15 protein-coding genes are annotated in these 18547 nt (G+C 71.0%); 6 read left to right on the forward strand and 9 right to left on the reverse strand.

Annotated elements, in window-relative coordinates:
* Positions 1-42 precede the first annotated feature (42 nt).
* On the forward strand, positions 43-1431 hold the full coding sequence (locus IT371_06800) for a VCBS repeat-containing protein (GenBank protein ID MCC6747349.1): 1389 nt from the start codon (positions 43-45) through the stop codon (positions 1429-1431).
* A complete protein-coding gene (locus IT371_06805) occupies positions 1428-2285 on the forward strand; it encodes a hypothetical protein (protein MCC6747350.1) in 858 nt (285 codons plus the stop codon). The genes IT371_06800 and IT371_06805 overlap by 4 nt, the downstream gene beginning before the upstream one ends.
* A gap of 48 nt (positions 2286-2333) precedes the next feature.
* On the opposite strand, the gene IT371_06810 is transcribed toward IT371_06805, so the two are convergent.
* The 3 genes from IT371_06810 to IT371_06820 all read right to left on the reverse strand — a co-directional run bounded on the left by IT371_06810 (position 2334) and on the right by IT371_06820 (position 5979).
* The gene (locus IT371_06810) at positions 2334-3689 is read right to left on the reverse strand and encodes a sigma 54-dependent Fis family transcriptional regulator (protein ID MCC6747351.1); all 1356 of its coding nucleotides are present in this window, start codon (positions 3687-3689) and stop codon (positions 2334-2336) included.
* 38 nt (positions 3690-3727) lie between these two features.
* Positions 3728-5161, reverse strand: a complete 1434-nt coding sequence (locus tag IT371_06815; protein MCC6747352.1) for a hypothetical protein — start codon at positions 5159-5161, stop codon at positions 3728-3730.
* Positions 5162-5259: 98 nt separating this feature from the next.
* Positions 5260-5979 (reverse strand): hypothetical protein, encoded by a 720-nt coding sequence (locus tag IT371_06820; protein MCC6747353.1) that lies wholly within the window; start codon positions 5977-5979, stop codon positions 5260-5262.
* Between the two features lie 158 nt (positions 5980-6137).
* Between IT371_06820 and IT371_06825 the strand changes: the two genes are divergently transcribed.
* Together IT371_06825 and IT371_06830 are read left to right on the forward strand one after the other, a co-directional pair.
* Positions 6138-8252, forward strand: coding sequence for a hypothetical protein (locus IT371_06825; GenBank protein ID MCC6747354.1), 2115 nt, complete (start codon positions 6138-6140; stop codon positions 8250-8252).
* Between the two features lie 50 nt (positions 8253-8302).
* Complete coding sequence (locus tag IT371_06830) at positions 8303-10564, forward strand: hypothetical protein (GenBank protein ID MCC6747355.1); 2262 nt, start codon at positions 8303-8305, stop codon at positions 10562-10564.
* Here IT371_06830 and IT371_06835 read toward each other — a convergent pair.
* From IT371_06835 to IT371_06855, 5 genes are all read right to left on the reverse strand, one after another.
* Entirely contained in the window at positions 10459-11577 is a 1119-nt protein-coding gene (locus IT371_06835) for a hypothetical protein (protein MCC6747356.1), read from the reverse strand. The two genes, IT371_06830 and IT371_06835, sit on opposite strands and share 106 nt — an antisense overlap.
* A gap of 38 nt (positions 11578-11615) precedes the next feature.
* Entirely contained in the window at positions 11616-12167 is a 552-nt protein-coding gene (locus IT371_06840; GenBank protein ID MCC6747357.1) for a hypothetical protein, read from the reverse strand.
* A gap of 168 nt (positions 12168-12335) precedes the next feature.
* Complete coding sequence (locus IT371_06845) at positions 12336-13076, reverse strand: 2-hydroxyglutaryl-CoA dehydratase (GenBank protein ID MCC6747358.1); 741 nt, start codon at positions 13074-13076, stop codon at positions 12336-12338.
* Between the two features lie 14 nt (positions 13077-13090).
* Positions 13091-14413, reverse strand: a complete 1323-nt coding sequence (locus IT371_06850; protein ID MCC6747359.1) for a 2-hydroxyacyl-CoA dehydratase — start codon at positions 14411-14413, stop codon at positions 13091-13093.
* Positions 14410-15507, reverse strand: a complete 1098-nt coding sequence (locus IT371_06855; protein MCC6747360.1) for a 2-hydroxyacyl-CoA dehydratase — start codon at positions 15505-15507, stop codon at positions 14410-14412. The genes IT371_06850 and IT371_06855 overlap by 4 nt, the downstream gene beginning before the upstream one ends.
* A gap of 127 nt (positions 15508-15634) precedes the next feature.
* On the opposite strand from IT371_06855, the gene IT371_06860 reads away from it, so the two are divergent.
* Both IT371_06860 and IT371_06865 read left to right on the forward strand, forming a co-directional pair.
* Positions 15635-16621 (forward strand): 4Fe-4S binding protein, encoded by a 987-nt coding sequence (locus tag IT371_06860; protein MCC6747361.1) that lies wholly within the window; start codon positions 15635-15637, stop codon positions 16619-16621.
* A complete protein-coding gene (locus IT371_06865) occupies positions 16621-17901 on the forward strand; it encodes a 2-hydroxyacyl-CoA dehydratase (GenBank protein ID MCC6747362.1) in 1281 nt (426 codons plus the stop codon). Before IT371_06860 ends, IT371_06865 begins: the two co-directional genes overlap by 1 nt.
* 29 nt (positions 17902-17930) lie before the next feature.
* On the opposite strand, the gene IT371_06870 is transcribed toward IT371_06865, so the two are convergent.
* On the reverse strand, positions 17931-18547 hold a 617-nt coding region (locus IT371_06870), incomplete at its 5' end, for a hypothetical protein (GenBank protein ID MCC6747363.1).

Genomic DNA, 18547 nt, shown 5'->3' on the forward strand with positions numbered 1-18547 from the left:
CTGTTCTGGACAGGATGCGCTGAAACCTCCGTCGAGCTGGTCGTGCATCTCAACCTGCGGGTGCCTGACGAGCTGGACGCCCTCTGCCTGCAGCTCACCTCGGGGGCGAAGTCGCTCTTCTCCAGGCGGTACGCCATGGGGGCCGACCGCGTGGGCAAGGCCCAGACGCTCACCGTGCTCCCTGGACAGGAGTACGGTACGGACTTCGAGGTTCTTCTTCGCGGCGAGCGCGCTGGCCGACAGGTGTCGTGGCTGCGCGAGAAGATCGCGTTTGCGAGCAATTCGGTCGAGCGGCGAGACCTCGACGTGGGCCCGACGCAGCCCACCGACGGCGGGGCGTCCCGCTGCAGCGGCGTGCTCGGGTCGGGCCGATTCCGGCTCGCCGGGCGGCTCCACGACAAGCAAGGCGCGGTGGCGCCGATCCCCGTCCCCTTCGCGCCCACCGAGCTCGTGGTCCCGTCGGTGGAGGGCTCCGTGCGCCTGGCCTATTCGCTCGCGAACCGGCGTATCGAGAGGCACCCCGAGGGGCTCCCCGTCCTCGGTGCCGCGGGGGCCCTGCACCGCGTACTGGTCTTCGACCTGCACGCCGCCGGCGAAGGGGGCGAGTGCCACCTGGACATTCTGCTTCTGCGCGGCAGCGGACCGCTCATCTGGCGGCATCGCGGGGACGGCACCTTCGACGCGGCGCCGGCGCCGATCACCGGCAAGGAGTACTCGGCGGCCGCGGCGGCGGACCTGAATGGCGACGGACGCGTCGACCTGGCGCTGGTCTCTCCGACGGAGGGGCTGGCCGTGCTGCTGAACCGGGGCGGAGGCAGCTTCGAGGAGCTGTCGCTCGGGCTCGCCGCCGGGACGCTGAGCGAGCCTACCTCGGTGGCCGCGGGTTTCTTCGACGGGGACGGCGCGCCGGATCTCGTGCTGGGGCAAGGGACCGTCGGGAAGAAGCCGGTGCTGTTGCTCTCCGACGGGAAGCCGAACCCCACTTTCCGCGCCGTGACGCTCTCCGCGGCGCCCGAGCGCCCCACTCCTTCCGTGGCCGCGGCGGACTTCAACCGCGACGGCTTGACGGACCTCGTGCTCGGTCAGGACGACGCCACGGTGGTGTTGGTGAAGAACGGGCGGACGAACGCCTTCGAGCGGCACGACACCTTCGGCATCCCGGACGCGAAGGACATCCTCGCGCAGGACCTGAACGCCGATTGCGCGCCGGATCTGGTGCTGGCGCGACCGCGGCCCGGCGGCGCACGCATCCTGATCAACGACGGCACGGGTCGGTTTGCCGAGTCGCTCGTCGAGCTCGAGGGGGGGCCGGGAGATCCCCCGGGGGGGACGAACGTCGCCGCGGCGGACGTGGACGGAGACGGGGTGATCGACGTGCTGCTCGGGGGTGAGCCCCAGGGCGCCTTCTGGCTGCAGCAGAAGCCCCGATGACGACCTTCGTTCTGCGCGCCGCGGTGTGCGTCACCGCCATCGCCGTGTCGTCCTCGGCGTTCGCGCGCGGCGGTGGGCTCGACGAGCAGCTCGCCGAGGCCAAGCGCCAGTATTCGCGCCAGGAGTACGAGGCGGCGATCCAGCTCGTCACGCGCATCGTGCAGAGCCCCGCGGCGACCTCGAGCCAGAAGACGGACGCACTCGAGCTCGAGGGTCTGTCGCACCTCATCCTCGGCGATGCCGACCGCGCGAAGGTGGCCTTCGAGCGGCTCCTTCGGCTCGACCCGGCGCACATCCTGCGGGACCCGAGCGGGTCCCCCAAGCTGCGCCAGTTCTTCGAGCAGGTGAAGGAGACGCTCGTCCCCGACTACCGGCGGGGGGCCCCGGTCGAGGTGGACCACGCGGCGCCGGCAGGTGCCGCGGCCGGGCGGCCCGTCGAGTTCGTGGTGCGCGTGGGGCGCGGGCTCTCGCAGGTGAAGGGGGGCGTGCTCTGGTGGCGGCGGGTGGGGGGCGGGGCCTACGCCGAGCTCCGGCTGGCCCTCGACGCGCGCCGGCTCACCGGCGCCTTCCTCCTCCCCGAGGACGAGTCGGCCTACACCGTGGAGTACTACGTCGAGGTGCGTGGCAAGGACGGCGTGGTGCTGGCCCGCGTGGGCGAGCCGCAGCGTCCGCTGGTGGTCCAGGCGCGGGGCCTCGGCGCCGGCGAGGTACGACGCCCGGTCTACAAACGGTGGTGGTTCTGGACGGCGCTCGGTGTCGCCGCTGCCGGCGGTGCCACCGCCGCGGCGGTGCTGCTCGGTCAGAGGTCGGCGCCCAGGGGGAATCTGGAGCCGGGGATCATCCAGCTCCCGTAAGTCGGCTTGCGATCCATCCCGGCAGGCGGCGTCGCCTCTGTGCGAAGGCTACCGCTGCACGTCGAGGTTGTACTTCTTCACCAGCCGGTGGATGTAGTTGCGATCGATCCCGGCCTCGATGGCCGCGCGCGAGATGTTCCCCTTGTGCCGGTTCAGGAGCTGCGTCAGGTACTCGCGCTCGAAGGCCTCGGTGAGCAGCCCCTTGGCCTCCTTGAAGGGCATGTCCATCATGTCGCCGGAGATGCTCGAGCTCGCGGCGGCCAGCGGCTCGTCGTCGTCCCGGAGGTCGTCGTCGTCGCTGGCGATGCGCGCCGTGGCGAGGGAGAGGCCCCGCTCCACCACGTTCCTGAGCTCGCGCACGTTCCCCGGCCAGTCGTGGTCGAGGAGCTGGCGCATGATCACGTCGGGGACGTCGAAGTCCACCTTGCCGAGCTGCTCGAGGAAGAGGCGCACGAGCGCCGGGATGTCCTCCAGGCGCTTGCGCAGCGGGGGGACGAGCACCTTCACCACGGCCAGGCGGAAGTAGAGGTCCTCGCGGAACTTGCCCGCCTTGACCAGCTTCGAGAGGTCCTTGTTCGTGGCGGCCACGACGCGTACGTCCACCGTATGAGGGCGCGTCTCGCCGATCGGCCGGACTTCCTTCTTCTCGAGCAGCCGCAGGAGCTGGGGCTGGAGGTCGAGTGGCAGCTCCCCGATCTCGTCGAAGAAGAGCGTACCCCCGCTGGCCTCGTCGGCCAGGCCGCGCTTGGCCTCGGTGGCGCCGGTGAAGGCTCCCTTGGTGTGCCCGAAGAGCTCGGCGGCCATCAGCTCGCGCGGCAGCGCGCCGCAGTCCACTACCACGAAGGGCTTGTTCCGCCGCTGGCTGGCCTCGTGCAGAGCCTCCGCGAGCAGGTCCTTGCCGGTCCCCGTCTCGCCGAGCAGGAGCACCGTGCTGTCCGTCGGGGCCACCTGATTCAGCAGCGCGAAGACCTCGTGCATCGCCGGGCTCGCCCCGTAGGCCTTGCCGAGGCGGTGCTGTGCGAACGGGGTGACCTCGACCGATTCGTCGGCGGGGATGATCTCGATCTCCGTCTCGCCGCCCACCTTGAGCTTCGCGCGCGCGTTGAGGATCACGCTGCCGAGCCGCGTCTTGCCGAGATAGGTGCCGTTCGTGCTGTCCTGGTCGGTGACCTTCACCCCCTCCGCGCGCACCTGGATCTCCAGGTGGTAGCGCGAGACGGTGTTGTCCTTGAGGGTCACGTCGTTGTTCTCGTGCGTGCCCATCAGGATCGTGCCCGCGTCGAGAGGCCGCTCGAGCCCCGTGTCGGGGCCCCCGATCACGCGCAGGACCCAGCGGCGGACCTTCAGAGATCCCGTGTCGCCGTCCGTGTAGAGCATCCCGTTCGTATGCGTGCCCGTGCTCACGATGTGACCTCTCGCTAGAGGATGGTTGCCTCGGGGGGCTACTCCACGGGAAACATGCCGTCCCAGTAGAAGTCCCACATCCGGTAATAGGTGACAGCGCCGAAGGTGTTCACAGCAATGCCGAAGAGGATCAAGATCTTGGCTAGCTTCCCGATACGATACCCGCCGACGGCCAGGAGCGCCACCAGGAAAACGGTGTAGTCGAGGCTGAAGCGGAAGCCGAACTGCTGCCACCCCGTGTGCTGATACATGAGGTGGGCGATCATCGGCAGCAGGCAGGAGAGGTAGAGCCAGGGCTGCACGCCACTCCGGCGCCGCGGCCAGAAGAGGAAGCCGAACATCGGGGTGGTCACGAAGAGCGAGAGGCCGTGCATGCTCACCTGCACGAAGGGCTTCTGGGCCGAGATGCGAGGCAGCAGCGTGAGTAGCGCGGCCAGGTTGCGTGGGATGTAGTGGTAGTTGAAGAGCCCCCAGCGCTGGATGCGCTCGGCCCAGCGGACATTCAGGTAGTAGTGGCCGAATTCGCCGAAACGATCGAAGCGGAGGAAGTTGAGGATCCCGGCCACGCCGGCCACGGCCACGGCGGGAAGCGCGGCCAGACCGAGCTGCCTCGTCGCGGGCCCCTTCTGCAGGCGTGGCCAAAGCGCGCGGAGCCAGGGGACGAGCTCGGGGCGGTGGCAGGGGTCGGGGGCCGGCGCGTCCGCGGCGGTCGGCGCGAGGTTGCGCCGGAGGATCTCTCCCACGACGAGCGGGAAGGCGAAGGGGATCGGAGTGCGGGTGACGAAGCCGAGCCCGAGGCAGAGACCGGCGAGCACCGGGTGCTTCCCCTCGAGCGCGGCGATGGCGTAGCAGGCCGTCAGGCCCACCCCCACGACGTGGGCCGTGAACCAGACCTGGCCGCTCACCGAGACGAAGTAGTGCACCGTACCGAAGGCGAAGAGGGCTACCAGCCAGAGGTCTTCGGAGAGGCGCCGCTGACTGAGCCCGAGCGCCGCCAGCCGCCGGAGGAGGAAGTAGACCAGCACCGGATTGAACGCCGCGAGGAGCACGGTGAAGAGCACGTCGTTCATGCCCATGCCGAAGAGGGCCACGAAGGGCATCATCAGGACGGCCGGGAACCAGGGGAACGAGACGTAGTACGCGTGCCGCCGCGACGTGATCATGTCGGGCGTGATGACGAGCCGCTGGCCCTTGGTGGTCTTGAAGTCGTCTCCGTGGCCGCCCACCTGCAAGAAAGTGCCGCGGACCTTCCGGCCGTCGCGAAGCTGGAGCTCGTGGACCAGGGCCCAGTCGTTCTGGTGCGGCGGCTCGGTGCGCAGCGAGAGCTGCCCGTGCAGGAAGCTGTCGGCCAGGTAGACATAGTGATTGTCCTGGCTGTGCTGCTTGAGGAAGCCGGCGCTCGTGCCCGCGTAGGCGGCGAGGCAGACGAAGTAGATGATGAGCGGAATGCGCGCGCGGCGGAGGAAGCTCATGAGGTGGAGGACTCGCTCGGCGCCGGGGGGGAAGAGGTGCCCCGGCGAGCGGAGTTGTAACCGCCTCGAGGGGGAGGGAGCAAGGGGCGAGGACCGGATCAGTGGAGGCGGACGGTGGACTTCGCGGAGCCCTGCGGCGAGAGCTCGACGCTCTGTCCGAGGAGGGTGTCGAGGCGCGTCCCCTTGAGGCCCGAAGCCTCGAGGCGCTGCCGCACGAGGTCCATCATGCCGCCCACGTGCTCCTGGAACGCGACGCCGGTCAGACGTCCGCTGATCGTGGGGCCGGCGATCTCCATCGTCCCTCGCGCGAGGCCGGGGGCGGCCACGTTGAGCCAGGTGCGCACCTCGAAGTGGTCGGGGAAGAGGCCCCCGAGGAGCTTCGGGGTCGGGCCGACGGTGACGTTCAGGCGACAGAGGCCGCCGTCTGCCGTCGCGGGGAGGGCGAGCTGGACCGTGTGGTGCACGGGGAAGTGCCCGCCGGCGTCGAGCGGCGCCCCGAAGGCGAGCGCCTGCTTCATCCCCGCGAGCGCCGAGCAGATGGCTCCCACCGTGGAGGGGCCGTCCCAGAAAGCGAGCGCGAAGGGCGCCTCGAGGCGCGCGGCGGGTTGTCGTGTGGCGTAGTCCGCGCGATAGGTCAGGATCGGGTTCGCCAGACCGAACGCGGCCCCGAGCGGCGCGCGGACCTTCGGCTGCACCTGCAGCACGGGGCGTCCCGCCTGCTGGGCCAGATGATCGGGCTGCTTGGCGCCGGCGAGGGCCGGCAAGCCGACCACGAGGGCGACGGCGAGAGCGGGGGTGCGACGTGTCGACCGGCCCATGTGACGCTGCCTCCCAACCACCGGTATGCAGCCGAAGCACGCACCGTGCCACCGGCTCGCGGTTGATGTTACGGTAGCCTGCGACGGCGCGGTGGGGACACGTAGCCCCAGCGGACTGGCGAGGCGGGGGGCCTGGCCCGCCGCCCAGGGAGAAACGGATGGTCCCGACGGGCTCTGACCTGCTGCGGCGCGTTCGCGCGCACCTGGCGCTTCCGCTCGCGCTGGCCCTGTGCCAGGGGTGCACGGCAGACGGGTCCGATGGGCCCCCGGTGGCGCCGCTCGAGCTCGGGGCCTCGCTCGACGCGACGCTCGACGATCCGGTCTACCTGACCTTCGCCGCCGCCCGGCCGCGGAGCAGCTACCTCCCCGACGAGGGTTACGCCCTGGTGCGCGAGGCCTCGGGCGCCCTGGCCTTCGAGAGCGACCAGGGCGGGACGTGGGGAGTCGCCGCGCGCGAAGGAGGTCGCCTCCTCGTCCCGAAGGACGCCGAGACGCGCCTTCGCTACCTCGCGAGCGACGGAGCCGTGGCGCAGGTCCGGTTGGGCCCCGGGCTCGATCTCGAGCTGCGTTTCGCCGTGGTCTCCTCGCGCGTGGCGCGGCTCGACGTGGTGCTGCGAAACACGGGCGAGGGGTCCCGGACCGTCGAGCTCCTACCCTGGGTGCGCCGCTGCGGCGGACCGTACCGGCAGCTTCAGGTCGCGGGGCCCGCGCTTCGCTTCGCGCACCCCTCGGCGGTGGACGCGCTCACGCGGATCACGGCCCCGGGGTCGTTTCTGGAGGCCTTCGTCGACGAGCTGCGGGTCGACGGTAGTCCGTCTCCGGTCGAGGTGAGCTACGCGGGAGCCGAGGCCTGTGGCGGCTCGCTCTCCGAGGATCTGGGCCGGCTGGCTGCCGCGGCTGCCGTTCCCTCCGAGGCGGCCGTCGTCGTCGGACGCACCTCCGTCGCGCTGCCGCCGCGAAAGGAAGCGCTGGTGCGCGTGCTCCGAGGCGTCCACGGCGCAGGGGAGGGCGAGGCCCTGACGGCGGAGCTCGGCACGGTCGCACGGCAGGAGCTCGTCCCCCTCTTCGAGGAGGGGCAGCGTCGGCTGGCCGCCTGGCCCGAGCTGCGCGGGAGAGGCCGCGAGGACCGGCTGGTCTATCGGGCCGGGCTGGCGCTCGTGGACCAGCTCGTCATGCCTCCCGAGGGGAAGCTGGAGACCCCGTATTTCCTCTTCTCGCGCGAGCCACTCTTCTACTTCTCGCGCATCGGGCAGCATATCCAGGAGGGGCTATCCCTGATCCTGCTCGCGCACGCGATGCCGACCCTGGCTATGGATTCCCTGCGCGTCTTTCTCCGTCGGGTAGAGCCGGACGGATACCTGCCCTACAACATCGGACCGAAGAGCACCGTCACGATGCTGCGGACCGCTTCGGCACCCCTGCTCGCCTATACGGCTATAGAAGTTTACCGCATAACGAAGGATCCCGTCTTTCTGCGCGAGGCGTACGAGGCCGGCGCGCGCGTGCACGCCTTCTGGGAGCGCGAGCGGGATACGGACCGCGATGGCCTCGCCGAATGGGGGGGCTGGACCCAGATCGAACCGGTGCCGGACTCCACCGACATCGTATGGAAAGAGGTCGCGCCTCCGGATGCCGTGGAGAGCGTGGCCCTGAACTCCATGCTGGTGCGCGAGGAGAAGTCCCTGGCGGCCATGGCCACGGCGCTCGGACGTGCGGCGGAGGCTCTGCGGTGGGAAGAGGTCGCTCGCCAGCGCGCGAAGCGGGTGAACGAGGTGATGTGGGACGCGGAGACGGGCTTCTACTACAACGTGAAGCGGGAGACCGAGACCTTCACCTTCGCCAAGGAGAACGACCTCAAGCGCGAGGAGCAGTGGGGGTTTCTGCCGCTCTGGGCGGGGATCGTGCCGCCGGACCGCCTCGACGCGCTGCTCCGAAAGCTGACCGACCCGAAGCGCTTCTGGCGGGCCTGCGGCGTGCCCAGTCTGTCGGCCGCGGATCCGTCGTATTCGACCGTGGCGGGGACGAGCCGGTGGGACGGGCCGGTCTGGCTGCAGTGGCAATACCTCTTTCTGCGCCCGCTCAGAGAGGCCGGTCGCACGGAGCTGGCCCGGGAGCTCCGGGACAAGACCGTGGCCTGCGTCAAGAAGCAGCTCTCGCTGCGGCACCAGCTCATGGAGCTCTATCACCCCGACGACCCGGCGGCAGAGAACTCCTCGCACCCGAACTACATCTGGAGCGCTCTGGTTTCGCTGATGCTGCTCGATCCGGCCTGAGGGCCCCGCGCCGACGACGGCCCGGAGCGCCGGCGTGATATGATCGGGAGGTGACTTCGAGAGGCAGTGCTGCGGCTCGGTCGGTCTCGTGGATCGCCTCCCTCGCCGTGGTCGTCTTCCTTCACTCCCCTCTCGCGGCGGCCCGCACGGTCACGGGCTTGAAGCTGCCGGCACCCTTGGCGGTCGAAGGCGCGACCCGCGCGGCGCTCTCTCTTCGACGCGAGCTCGGCGAGCCCCACGCGACGCTGCGGCTGGAGCGCGTCACGCCGGTGCCCCGAGGGGCGGTGGTGCGCTTTGCGCAGATCGTGGACGGCCATCCGGTACACGATACCGAGGTGAGCGTGCTCGTGCTGGACGGGCAGGTGGTCGCGGTGAGCGGCTCGCTCGTCCCGCTTACCGCGCTCGGCCCCGCCCCGACGGAGAGCACGCGCCGCGTCGAGGGCGAGGCGCTGCGGCGCCTTCCCGGTGCGAGGCTGCGGCGACCGGCGGAGCTCGGGGTGCTGGCGGGTCCGGGGCTGCCGCGCTGGGCCTGGGCCCTCGACCTCGTCCCCGGCTCGCCCCTCGGCTCGCCTCGCGTGGTGGTGGGTGACGACGGGCAGCCTCTCCGCGCGGAGCCGGGCTGGGTGGGCGCGCGGGGCAAGGTCTACTCGACGAACCCGGTGGTCGGCGCCCTGGCCGAGGTGGAGCTCCCCGGCCTGGTGGAGGGGGGTGGTCTCTCCGGTCGCTACGCCGACGTGGCGAGCTGCAAGCGCCTCCTCGGCGGCGCCCTCTCCTGCAGCCGCTTCGCGCGGCCGGACGCGAACGGCGACTTCCTGTATTCCCCCACGGAGCCGAGCTACGAGGACCCCTTCGCCGAGGTGCAGGCCTACTACCAGGTAGACCGCTACCGGCGGTGGCTCGGGGAGCGGTTCGGCTTTCGCCGCGGGGACGGCGACCTGCCGCTCGGCGTCTTCGTGAACATGCACGAGGAGACCGCCAAAGGTCCCGCCGCGGGGTCCTCGTATTACGGGGACCTGGACCAGGACGGCGAGCGAGATGTCGTGCTGATGCAGAGCGACGCGCGGGACAAGGCCTACGACGCCGACGTGATCTTCCACGAGTACACGCACGGCGTCGTGGACGTCACCTCGCACCTCCAGCCCACCATCGACGCCCTCGGCTACAACGGAGATCCGCTGGCGCTGAACGAGGGCTTCGCCGACCTGTGGGCGGCGATCTTCACGGGCGACCCGAACATCGCCGAGTACGCCGCGGGAGATAAGCCGTTCTACCGTTCGCTCGCCGGGTCGGCCACCTGCTCCAGCCACCGCGCGCTCGAGTCGCACATCGGGGCGCTGGGGCTCATGCAGGCGGCCTGGGAGGTGCGCGTCCGGCTCAAGGGACCGCGCGATCTCGACGACGCGCTCTACCTCTTCATGGTCTCGCTACCGAAGCACGCGGGCTTCGTGGACGCCACGATGCTCCTCAAGGGCCTCGTAGGCCGGGAGGCTCCGCGCGCGGCGCCCCTGCTCGAGGCGGCGCTCCAGGCCCGCGGCTTCGGCGAGGGCTGCTCGCGCGTGCTGCCGCTGCCGCTCGACAGTATCCAGACTACCGAGCTCCCGGGTCGGTCGGTCCTCCCGTCGTCGTTTGCCGAGGTGCCGGGCCTCGCGCAGTACCGGATCGACGTGCCGCGCGACGCGCCGGCGCTGCGGGTGGTGCTGCGGCCGGCGGGGACCTGCGGCTTCTGGTTGCGGCGGGCGGGGCCCGTGCTCTACCGGGGGACGCTGCCGCCGCTCGAGCTGGTGCGAACCCTGACGCCGGGAGCGACCGGAGTGACGCTCAGCGTGGACGATGCCGACGCGCCGCTCGTGCCGGGCGCGAGCTACTTCGTGCTCCCCTTCAATCGCGGCTCCGGGGGGGCGAAGGTGGAGCTCATCGCGCAGGTTCTCGGACCGAACGCGCCGACGGACGCGCGGAGCGCGGGTCCGCGGGATCTCGGCTCGGCGGCGCGGCGAGACGCGGGGCCGTCGGACGCGGCGACGGCGGCGGTCGTGCCTCCGCCCTTCGACACGGGCGGGTGCGCCTGTCGGCTAGCCGCGTCCGCGGACGATGGCGGGCGGACGAGCTGGATGCTGGCGCTGCTCGCGGCGCTCCTCGTGCGGACGCGTCGAGCACCGGAGCGCGCGAGGAAGCCCCGCGAGATGGCTCGCGGGCGAGGCGACCCGGTTTACTTGCCGTCGCAGATCGGCGCCGGCGGTACCGGCTTTCCGGTGCAGACGTTGGCCCCCCCGGCGGCCGGCGCCTGGCAGGAGCCGGAAAGGCACTCCGTATAGCCGGCACAGGGGTCGTTTTCCTTCTTCTTGGCCGCGCAGACGGGCTTGGTCGGATCCGTGCGGGCATCGCAATAGAGCCCCGCCTCGCACTGCGCGCTGTCCTTGGTGAGGCAGGGGCCGCCGAGCTTTCCCTTCTCGACGCAGCGCCCGGCCTTGGGGTCGGTGAGGTCGCAGTAGAGCCCCGGCTCGCAGTGCGAGGACCCCTTGCAGTTCCCGCCCACGGCGCGCCGCTTCACGCAGGCCGGGCTGTCGGTGCTCGTGAGCTGCGATTCGCAGAAGATCGCGGGGTCGTCCGGGTCGCACCCGACCTCCGCGCAGGACTGACCCTCCTTGGCGGGAGGCCGGCAGACCATCGGCCCGGTCTTCCCGTTGGTGCAGGTCAGCTCGTCGAGGCACTCGGAGGAGAAGCCGCAGGGCTCCCCATCCTTGAAGAGCGGGATGCAGACACCGGCCCCCAGGCTCGAGGAGCAGCGGGCGTCGGCGGCACACTCGTTGGGCGAGGTGCAGGGTTCGCCGAGCGCAACGAGGCCCTTGAAGGCCTGGCGCGTCTCGCAGGCCTTGGGCAGGGGCGGCAGCGGGGTCGAGGAGCTGGAGGTCGTCGGCGTCGCGCAGGTGGCTGTCTTCAGCCCGCTCAGGCAGGCCTCGGCCTTGTCCGGCTGGACCTTGAGCCGCCCCACCGCGGCGAGGCGACCCAGACTGTACCGGGAGCTGACGTAGCTGAGGCCGATCCGCGCCTTGCAGGTGGCCAGGTCGGAGACGTTCTTCTTGTAGACGTAGGTTAGCTCGTCGGCGTTGCAGCAGCGCAGGATGTTCTCGCAGATGGCGTCCACCAGGCCGCCGTAGAAGCGCTCGGCGGCCTCCTTCTCGGCCACGTTCAGTCCCGCGTCGGCGCGCGCGTGCGGCGCGTCGCCGGTCACGCGGCCGTCGGCGGAGGGCGTGGTGCTGGAGCTACCGCAGCCGGCAGCGAGGGTGAAGGCGACCAGGGCGCCGAGGCGCCGCGCGAAGCGGGACATGGAAGAGCCTCCTTTGCCGCCAGCGGCAGGCCCGTACTCTACCGTAGCTGGAACGGGTTGTAGTACCCGCCGAAGCCGTCGCGGCGCTGGGTGGGGATGGCCGTCGCGGGATCCCAGTCGGCCGACCCGGGGCGGCGGAGCGACGCGGCGTTGTCGTAGGCGGTGCGGTCGATGACGAAATCCTTGCCCCCTGGCGCTTTCACCCAGTAGTAGGTGCCCTTCGTGGTCTTGACGTAGAAGGGCCCCGTGAAGCTACCCTGGTGGAAGTCGCTCGAGACCCCGAGCTCGAAGCCGAAATAGTCCCCGCCGTACTGCTTGGTGGCGCGCTGGTTGTGCCAGTCGCGCAGGTAGGGTCGCTGACCCTGGTTCTCACCGGTCTCGCGGTTGCGAAAGCCGACCTCGGCGATCGGTCCGTCGAGCAGCGCGACCTGCACCTTGAGGTAGGGCTTCACGTAGCGCAGCCCGTGAGAGCCGGGGGAGATCCCCACCTTGTCGATCCAGGCCTGGTTGGTCACCTGCACGTGCTTCTCCCGCGCGTGCGCGGCGGACGCTCCGAACAGCACGGCCAGTCCTGCGATGGCAGCTTTCATCGGATCGCTCTCCTCGAGGTCCAGCTCGGCAGAGCAAGGCGCGTGCCGTGCGCCGGGCGTGGGTCGGCGAGGAAATGCGCCGCGATATCGCGGCCGGGCCGTGCTGCCCGTCCCCGGACATCTCTGTCTTTCGAAGGGGGGCGTCCGGTCGTCGAACAGCGCCGCGGGTCAGCCGGCGACGGAGAGCGCGGCGCCGAGGGCCCCGATGAGCTGCGGCTCGGGGAGGACCGTGATGGCGCGTCCCATGGCCTGCGCGAGCGCGGCGACCATGGCCTGGTTCAGCGCCACGCCGCCGCTCATGAAGATCTCGGCCGAGGGAGAGAGCGTGCCCGCCTGGGCCCGCACGCGCGAGGCGAGCGAGGCGTGCAGGCCCTTCACGATCCCTTCGACGGGCTCTCCTTCCGCGATCAGCGAGACCACCTCGCTCTCGGCGAAGACGGTGCACGTGCTGGAGATCGAGACCACGCGCGGCGCGCGGGCGGCGTAGGCCGAGACCTCGGCGAGCGGCACGTTCAGGCGGCCCAGGATGACCTCGAGAAACCGACCCGTGCCCGCAGCGCACTTGTCGTTCATCGAGAAGTCCTGCACGTCCCCTTGCGCGCCCAGGTGGATGACCTTCGTGTCCTGCCCACCGATGTCCACCAGGAGCCCTTGCCGCTTCAGGCGGAAGAAGGCCCCCTTCGCGTGGCAGGTGATCTCGGTGACGGCGCGGGCCGTGGGGACCCGCTTGCGCCCGTAGCCCGTGGCTCCGACGGGAAGCTCGCCCCCCTTCTGCTTCAGGCGCGCCACCACCTCGCGGCTCTGTTCGTCGATGCGCGGGGCGGTCGGCTCGAGCACACACTCGAGCAACGCCCCGTCGTCCCCGAGGAGCACCCCCTTGGTCGTGGTGCTTCCGACGTCGATACCGATGGCTACGGGACGGCTCACGCGAAGCTCTCCAGAAAGGCGGTCAGCCGGTTCTCCGCCGGCTCCTTGGCGTAGGCGCGCGGGTCGGCGTGGTCGGCCTCGAAGAGCAGCACCCGGATCCCGAGCGCCTTCTGCAGCCGATCCTTGAGGTCGATCTGTCCGACGGAGTAGGGCTTGCACGAGCGGTCGCTGTGCAGCACCGCGCCCTCCACCTCGTAGGTCCGGGCGAGGCGCTCCAGCACGGAGAGCCGGTTCTTCAGGTCCTGGTTGAGCAGCACGTGGCTGTAGGCCCGGGCCATGGAGGCCATCGGCTGGCTGGGATCCACCAGCGCGCCTCCTTCGGCCCAGGCGTTCGTGTAGCTCGTGCAGACGAAGTTGAAGCCGCGCTCCGCGAGCAGGGTCGAGAGCTCGCGCAGCCCGTACCAGATCGGCAGGTTGTCCCACATCAGGCGGTGACGTTCGTTCTTGATGCCGCCGATCCCCTTCTTCACGCGATCGTGGAGCTCGTCGCGCAGGAGGCGGTAGTAGGCGTTGCACTCCTTCGTCCCGCGCAGCGCGACGATGGGGCCGATATGCACGAAGCCGTCGAAGCCGGTCCACGGGGCGGGGCGGTTGCGGCTGGCGTCGAGGCACTCCCCCCACAGGGCCGTCCCCTCGCGGGCGAGGTGCATCACCTCCACCAGCTCGGCCAGCGAGACCTGCTTTCTCGACACGCGCGCCGCTTCGGCCAGCAGCTCCTCCATCTGGTCGAGGATGTACTGATGGTGGTGCGGCTTGGCCTTGCCGTAGACGAAGGGCGGGTCGATCAGCACGAGCGGTACGTTGAAGTGCGTCGCGAGCGCCCGGTACCAGTAGAGGAGGGTCTGGCAGATGTTGGTGCAGCAGCAGAGGAGGTCCGGCTTGGGCAAGCGCCCGACGGGGGTCTTCCCCGTGAACGCGCTCCCGAGGTCGCAGCGGGCGTAGCTGCAGAGGTCCGTCGCGTAGCCCTCCGCCTCGGCGGCGCTGGCGAGCTCGGGGACCTGCTTCTGCGCGCTGCAGAGCGCGGCGTGGTTCTCGGGGTAGACGGCGTGGAAGCCGAAGGGGCGGAGGAACTCGACGGGGAAGCCGCTCGTGACCCAGGCCACCGGCACCGCGCCGTCGGCGTAGCGCCCGGCGAGGTAGTGCAGGCTCATCAGCTCCTTCAGCTTGTGCGCCGCCTCGAGGGGCGGGCCGAAGGGGCTGTCCGGGCGCGGCTTCTTCTTGCGTCGCTTGAGCTCTCCTCGGAGCGTGTCGAAGCGCAGGGTGGCGGGCCCCACGACGTGCTTCACGAGCTCGTACTCCAGGCGGCGACGGGTGATCATGCGGCCCTCCGGGTCTGGCCGAGGAGCTCCACGAAGGCTTCGAGCCGCGTGACGAGCTGCCCCGAGATCTCCGGCTCGAGCTCGCCTTCGACGACCAGCACGGGCACCTTCCGGGCGGCGAAGGTGCGCCGGATGGCCGGGATGTCGAAGAGCTCCGGCTCGCAGAACTTGAGGACGTGCACGATCACCCCGCGGGCGCCGCTGCGGTCGAAGAGGTCGGTCAGGTAGCGCAGGCGCGCCGACTGGTCGGCCGACCGCGTGGAGCAGGGGGAGGCGAGGAAGTACTGGCGCGAGAGCTCGGCCAGCGGGTCTCCGGCGGTACCGAGGAGCGCGCGCTGCACGCGGCGACCGACGGCGGCGTAGTCGTCGCCGCAGACGTAGGCCCCGGCGTCGTTCAGCGCCTCGAGGAGCGAGAGCGGCTCGGGGACGTAGCCCGTGATCATCACCGGCACGCCGCTCTGGGCCGCGTCGTCACCGAGCGCGTCGCGCGCGGTGCGGAGCTCGGCGAGGTGCTCCTCGGGCCAGAGGAACTCGCCGCGCCGGAGGAGGCGGTAGAGCTCGGGGTCGGTCATCGGCAGGCGGGTGCGGCCGTCGAGCAGCTCGGCGCGCAGGCGGTCGATCTCGCGGTGCAGCCGGAGAGCCGCCCACAACCGCTCCGGTTCGAGCGAGCGGCCGGCGAAAGCGGCGAGCTCCTCGGCCAGCGACCGGAGCTCCGCCGCGACGAAGGTGCGCGCGCTCGGGCGCGAAGAGCCCTTCGGGTGCTGGAAGGTGAACGCGGGCTTGGTCCAGCCACCCATGTCGGGGGCGACCGTGGCCAGCCCCTGGATCGAATCGCAGGTGTGCGGGAAGAGCACTCCGTCGGCGGCGTCGGCCCCGCCCGCGGCCATGAAGGCCAGGGCGTTGCGCACGATGGAGCAGACGTACGTCTGCACCCGTCCCGCGTCGGGTCCGCGCGGAGGGCCGGGCGGGCCCCAGAGCTCCACGGCCAGGATGTCGAGCGCCGTGAGGAGCTCCTTTGGGTAATGGATCGGCAGGACGGCCAGGGCCTTGCGACCGTGGGCGGACTTCTGGTTGGCGATGTAGGCGTTCCGCATGCGCAGGCAGTGTAGCGCAGCGTCTTCCCGTGTCGATTGATAACGAAGCGGGAGAAGGGCGCCGCGACTGCGAGACCCCGGAGTCTCTCCGGGCCCTGCGCTTACGCCCCGTGTATACTGACCTTGCGTGCGACGTATCAGTCTCGTCCGGCGCGCGGTGCAGGTCCTCTGCTTCGCGTTCGTCGTCTACGGTGGGTTCGCCGTCGGGCAGGTTCTCGAGCTCGGGCGCGGCGAGTTCGTCGACGAGACCGGCTTCTCCGGCAAGTTCGAGCGGGGCAAAGGGGTGCGGCTCGTCGAGCGGGAGAAGGTGCGGGTGGACGCCTACCTCCCGGCGACCTCCTGCACCTACCAGCACAAGGGCTTCTTCGCCGCCTGCAGCCTGGCCTTCGTCTCGGAGCACCTGAGCTGGCTGACCCCCTTTTCGTACCTCGTGCCGCAGCTCCTCCTGCTCCTGAGTCTCATGTTCGTCGGTGGGCGCCTCTGGTGCGGGTGGGTCTGTCCCTTCGGCTTTCTGAGCGATCTCTTGATCGGGCTGCGCAAGCTTGTGGGCCTCGACCACCTCCGCGTCTCGAGGCGCTGGCGCGACGGGCTCGTGGTGACCAAGTACGCGCTGCTCGGGGCGAGCCTCCTGGTCTCGATCCTGGCCGCGGTCCCCGCGCTGGCCGGCTCCCGGCCGGATCTGTTCCTGCCCTTCTGCCAGGTCTGTCTGGGGCGCTACGCCTCGCCGCTCCTCACCGGCGCGCAGGTCTGCTGGACCAACTTCGCGAACCCGATCCAGGCCACGCTCACCGTGCTCGGCCTCTCGGCGCTCGCGCTCTTCTTCCTCGGCTTCTTCGTGCGACGGCTTTACTGCCGCATCTGCCCGATCGGCGGGCTCACCGCGCCTTTCAACCGCTACGGCCTCGTGGGGCTCTTCAAGGTGGCCGAGAAGTGCACGCAGTGCGGAGCCTGCTCGCGGGTCTGCCCGGTGGACAACCTGACCGTCGAGGAGCGGCCCGATACGGGCTCCGTGGCCGCCTGCGAGTGCGTGATGTGCCTGCGCTGCGTCGAGGCCTGCCCCGAGCCGGGCTGCCTCGAGTTCACCTTCGCGGGGCGGAAGGTGGTGAGCTCCTGATGGAGGACTCGCGCCAGGCCGCGTGCGGGAGCTGCGGTCGCTACGGGGGGACGATCGCGCCCTGCCAGGACGACGGCCTCGAGGCGGCCTACCACGCCGCGGTGCTGCGGGCGCTCGACCGGCTCGGCCGGCAACCGGGCAGGCCGCGGGCGCTCGAGCCGTTCGAGAGCCTCTTTCGCGAGGGCTGGCGGGTCGAGGAGCTCGAGCGCGGCGACCGGCCGGTCGTCGGGCTCCTCTGCAACTTCGTGCCGGAGGAGCTGATCGTCGCCGCGGGGGCGGTGCCGCTCCGGCTCGACCTCGGCCAGCAGCAGGCCATGGAGGTGGGCGCGCGGCGCCTGCCGGTGGACGTCTGCCCCGAGATCAAGTCGGTCGTGGGGGCCCACGTGGCGGGGATGCCGCTCTACCGGCTGGCCAAGCTCCTGGTCGTGCCCACCTCGTGCGACGGGCGCAAGAAGCTCGCGGGGCTCCTCGGAGGGCGACGGGTCGTGCCCCTCGAGCTGCCGCAGGGCAAGCGCGACCGACGCGTTCGCGCGCTCTGGGTCGAGCGGATCCGGGAGCTGGTGCGCGAGGTGGAGGGGCTCACCGGGCGAAAGCTGAAGCGCGGGCCGCTACGCGATGCGGTCGCGCAGTACAACCGGCGGAGCGCGCTCGTGCGGCGCCTGAACGCGCTCAGGTGGAAGGACCCGCACGCCCTCTCGGGCCGGGACACCTTCCTCGTGATGCAGGCGAGCTTCCTCGCCGACGTGGCGTGGTGGGTGCAGAAGGTGGAGGCGCTCCTGGCCGAGCTCGAGGCGCGGAGCGCGCACCCCGCAGGCGGTGCCGAGCCCACGCGCGTCTTGCTCACCGGCTCGCCGATCTACTTCCCCGACTTTCAGCTCCTGCACGTCGTCGAGGAGGCGGGGGCGGTGGTGATCGCCGACGAGCTCTGCTCGGGGACCGAGCGGCTCTACCATCCGACGGTGACGGACGAGGGGACGGTGGACGGGCTGCTGCGCGCGGCGGCCGAGCGCACCCTGCTCCCCTGCACCTGCCCCTGCTTCGTCTCGAGCGACGACCGGATCACGCGGCTCCTCGAGCTCGCCCGGCAGAGCGCCGCGCGGGGGGTCGTGCACCACACGCTCCACCTCTGCCAGCTCTACGACCTGGAGCTGCCGACGGTGGCGGCGGCCTTGAAGGGGGCGGCCTTGCCCCTGCTCAACGTCTACACCGAATACAGCGAGGAGGACTCCGGGGTGCTGCAGAACCGCGTCGAGGCCTTCCTCGAGATGCTGGCGCAATGAGGCGCGGGGCCCTTCGATCGCGCGTGGTGCTAGCGCGGCTTCCGTTCCCGGCGGCGCCGCGTCACGCGATAGAGGAGCCAGCCCGCGAGTACCGCCAGCGGGAGCGCGGCCAGCAGGTACGGGACCGACTTGGCCCCGGAGCGGTTGACGATCTTCACCTGGCCGACCTCGATCCAGCCCTCGTCCTTGGCCTGCGTGAGGTCCACCGAGAGGTCCAGCCCTGCCGCCACCGGGAGCTCGTCGGCGCGAAGCGTGAGCTCGAAGGGGTAGCGGGGCTCCGCGAGCTTCGGGCGTCGCGTGAGCTCCAGCGCGAAGGTCGTGCGGTCCCCGGGGCCGAGGAGGGGGAGGGCCGCGGGATGGACTACCGCCTCGCACGCGGGGCTCTCCACCGCGAGCCGCAGGTGGTGCAGCGGCTGCTCGCGCAGGTTGCGCACCAGGACGCGCACGGAGGCCTTGGGGCCGGGCAGGCGAACCACCGCCGGGCCGGGGTCGATCCAGATCCACTCGGTGAGGTCGACGCGCTCGTCGCGCTTGCCGCACGCAGGGAGCGCGCAGAGGGCGAGGAGGAGCAGGGCCGAGGCGTATGGAGCTCGAGGGGACGCGATGGCTGATCTTGGGTGCGGCCGACGGAGCTTGTCAACGCGCG

It is taken from the genome of Deltaproteobacteria bacterium, assembly GCA_020848905.1.
Lineage (GTDB): Bacteria > Myxococcota_A > Polyangia.

Bases quoted from the DNA above. Each gene is read 5' to 3' on its own strand.
- IT371_06865 (MCC6747362.1), top strand. From the start codon at position 16,621: ATGGAGGACTCGCGCCAGGCCGCGTGCGGGAGCTGCGGTCGCTACGGG.
- IT371_06805 (MCC6747350.1), top strand. From the start codon at position 1,428: ATGACGACCTTCGTTCTGCGCGCCGCGGTGTGCGTCACCGCCATCGCC.
- IT371_06815 (MCC6747352.1), bottom strand. From the start codon at position 5,161: ATGAGCTTCCTCCGCCGCGCGCGCATTCCGCTCATCATCTACTTCGTC.
- IT371_06850 (MCC6747359.1), bottom strand. From the start codon at position 14,413: ATGATCACCCGTCGCCGCCTGGAGTACGAGCTCGTGAAGCACGTCGTG.
- IT371_06840 (MCC6747357.1), bottom strand. From the start codon at position 12,167: ATGAAAGCTGCCATCGCAGGACTGGCCGTGCTGTTCGGAGCGTCCGCC.
- IT371_06825 (MCC6747354.1), top strand. From the start codon at position 6,138: ATGGTCCCGACGGGCTCTGACCTGCTGCGGCGCGTTCGCGCGCACCTG.
- IT371_06835 (MCC6747356.1), bottom strand. From the start codon at position 11,577: ATGTCCCGCTTCGCGCGGCGCCTCGGCGCCCTGGTCGCCTTCACCCTC.
- IT371_06855 (MCC6747360.1), bottom strand. From the start codon at position 15,507: ATGCGGAACGCCTACATCGCCAACCAGAAGTCCGCCCACGGTCGCAAG.
- IT371_06820 (MCC6747353.1), bottom strand. From the start codon at position 5,979: ATGGGCCGGTCGACACGTCGCACCCCCGCTCTCGCCGTCGCCCTCGTG.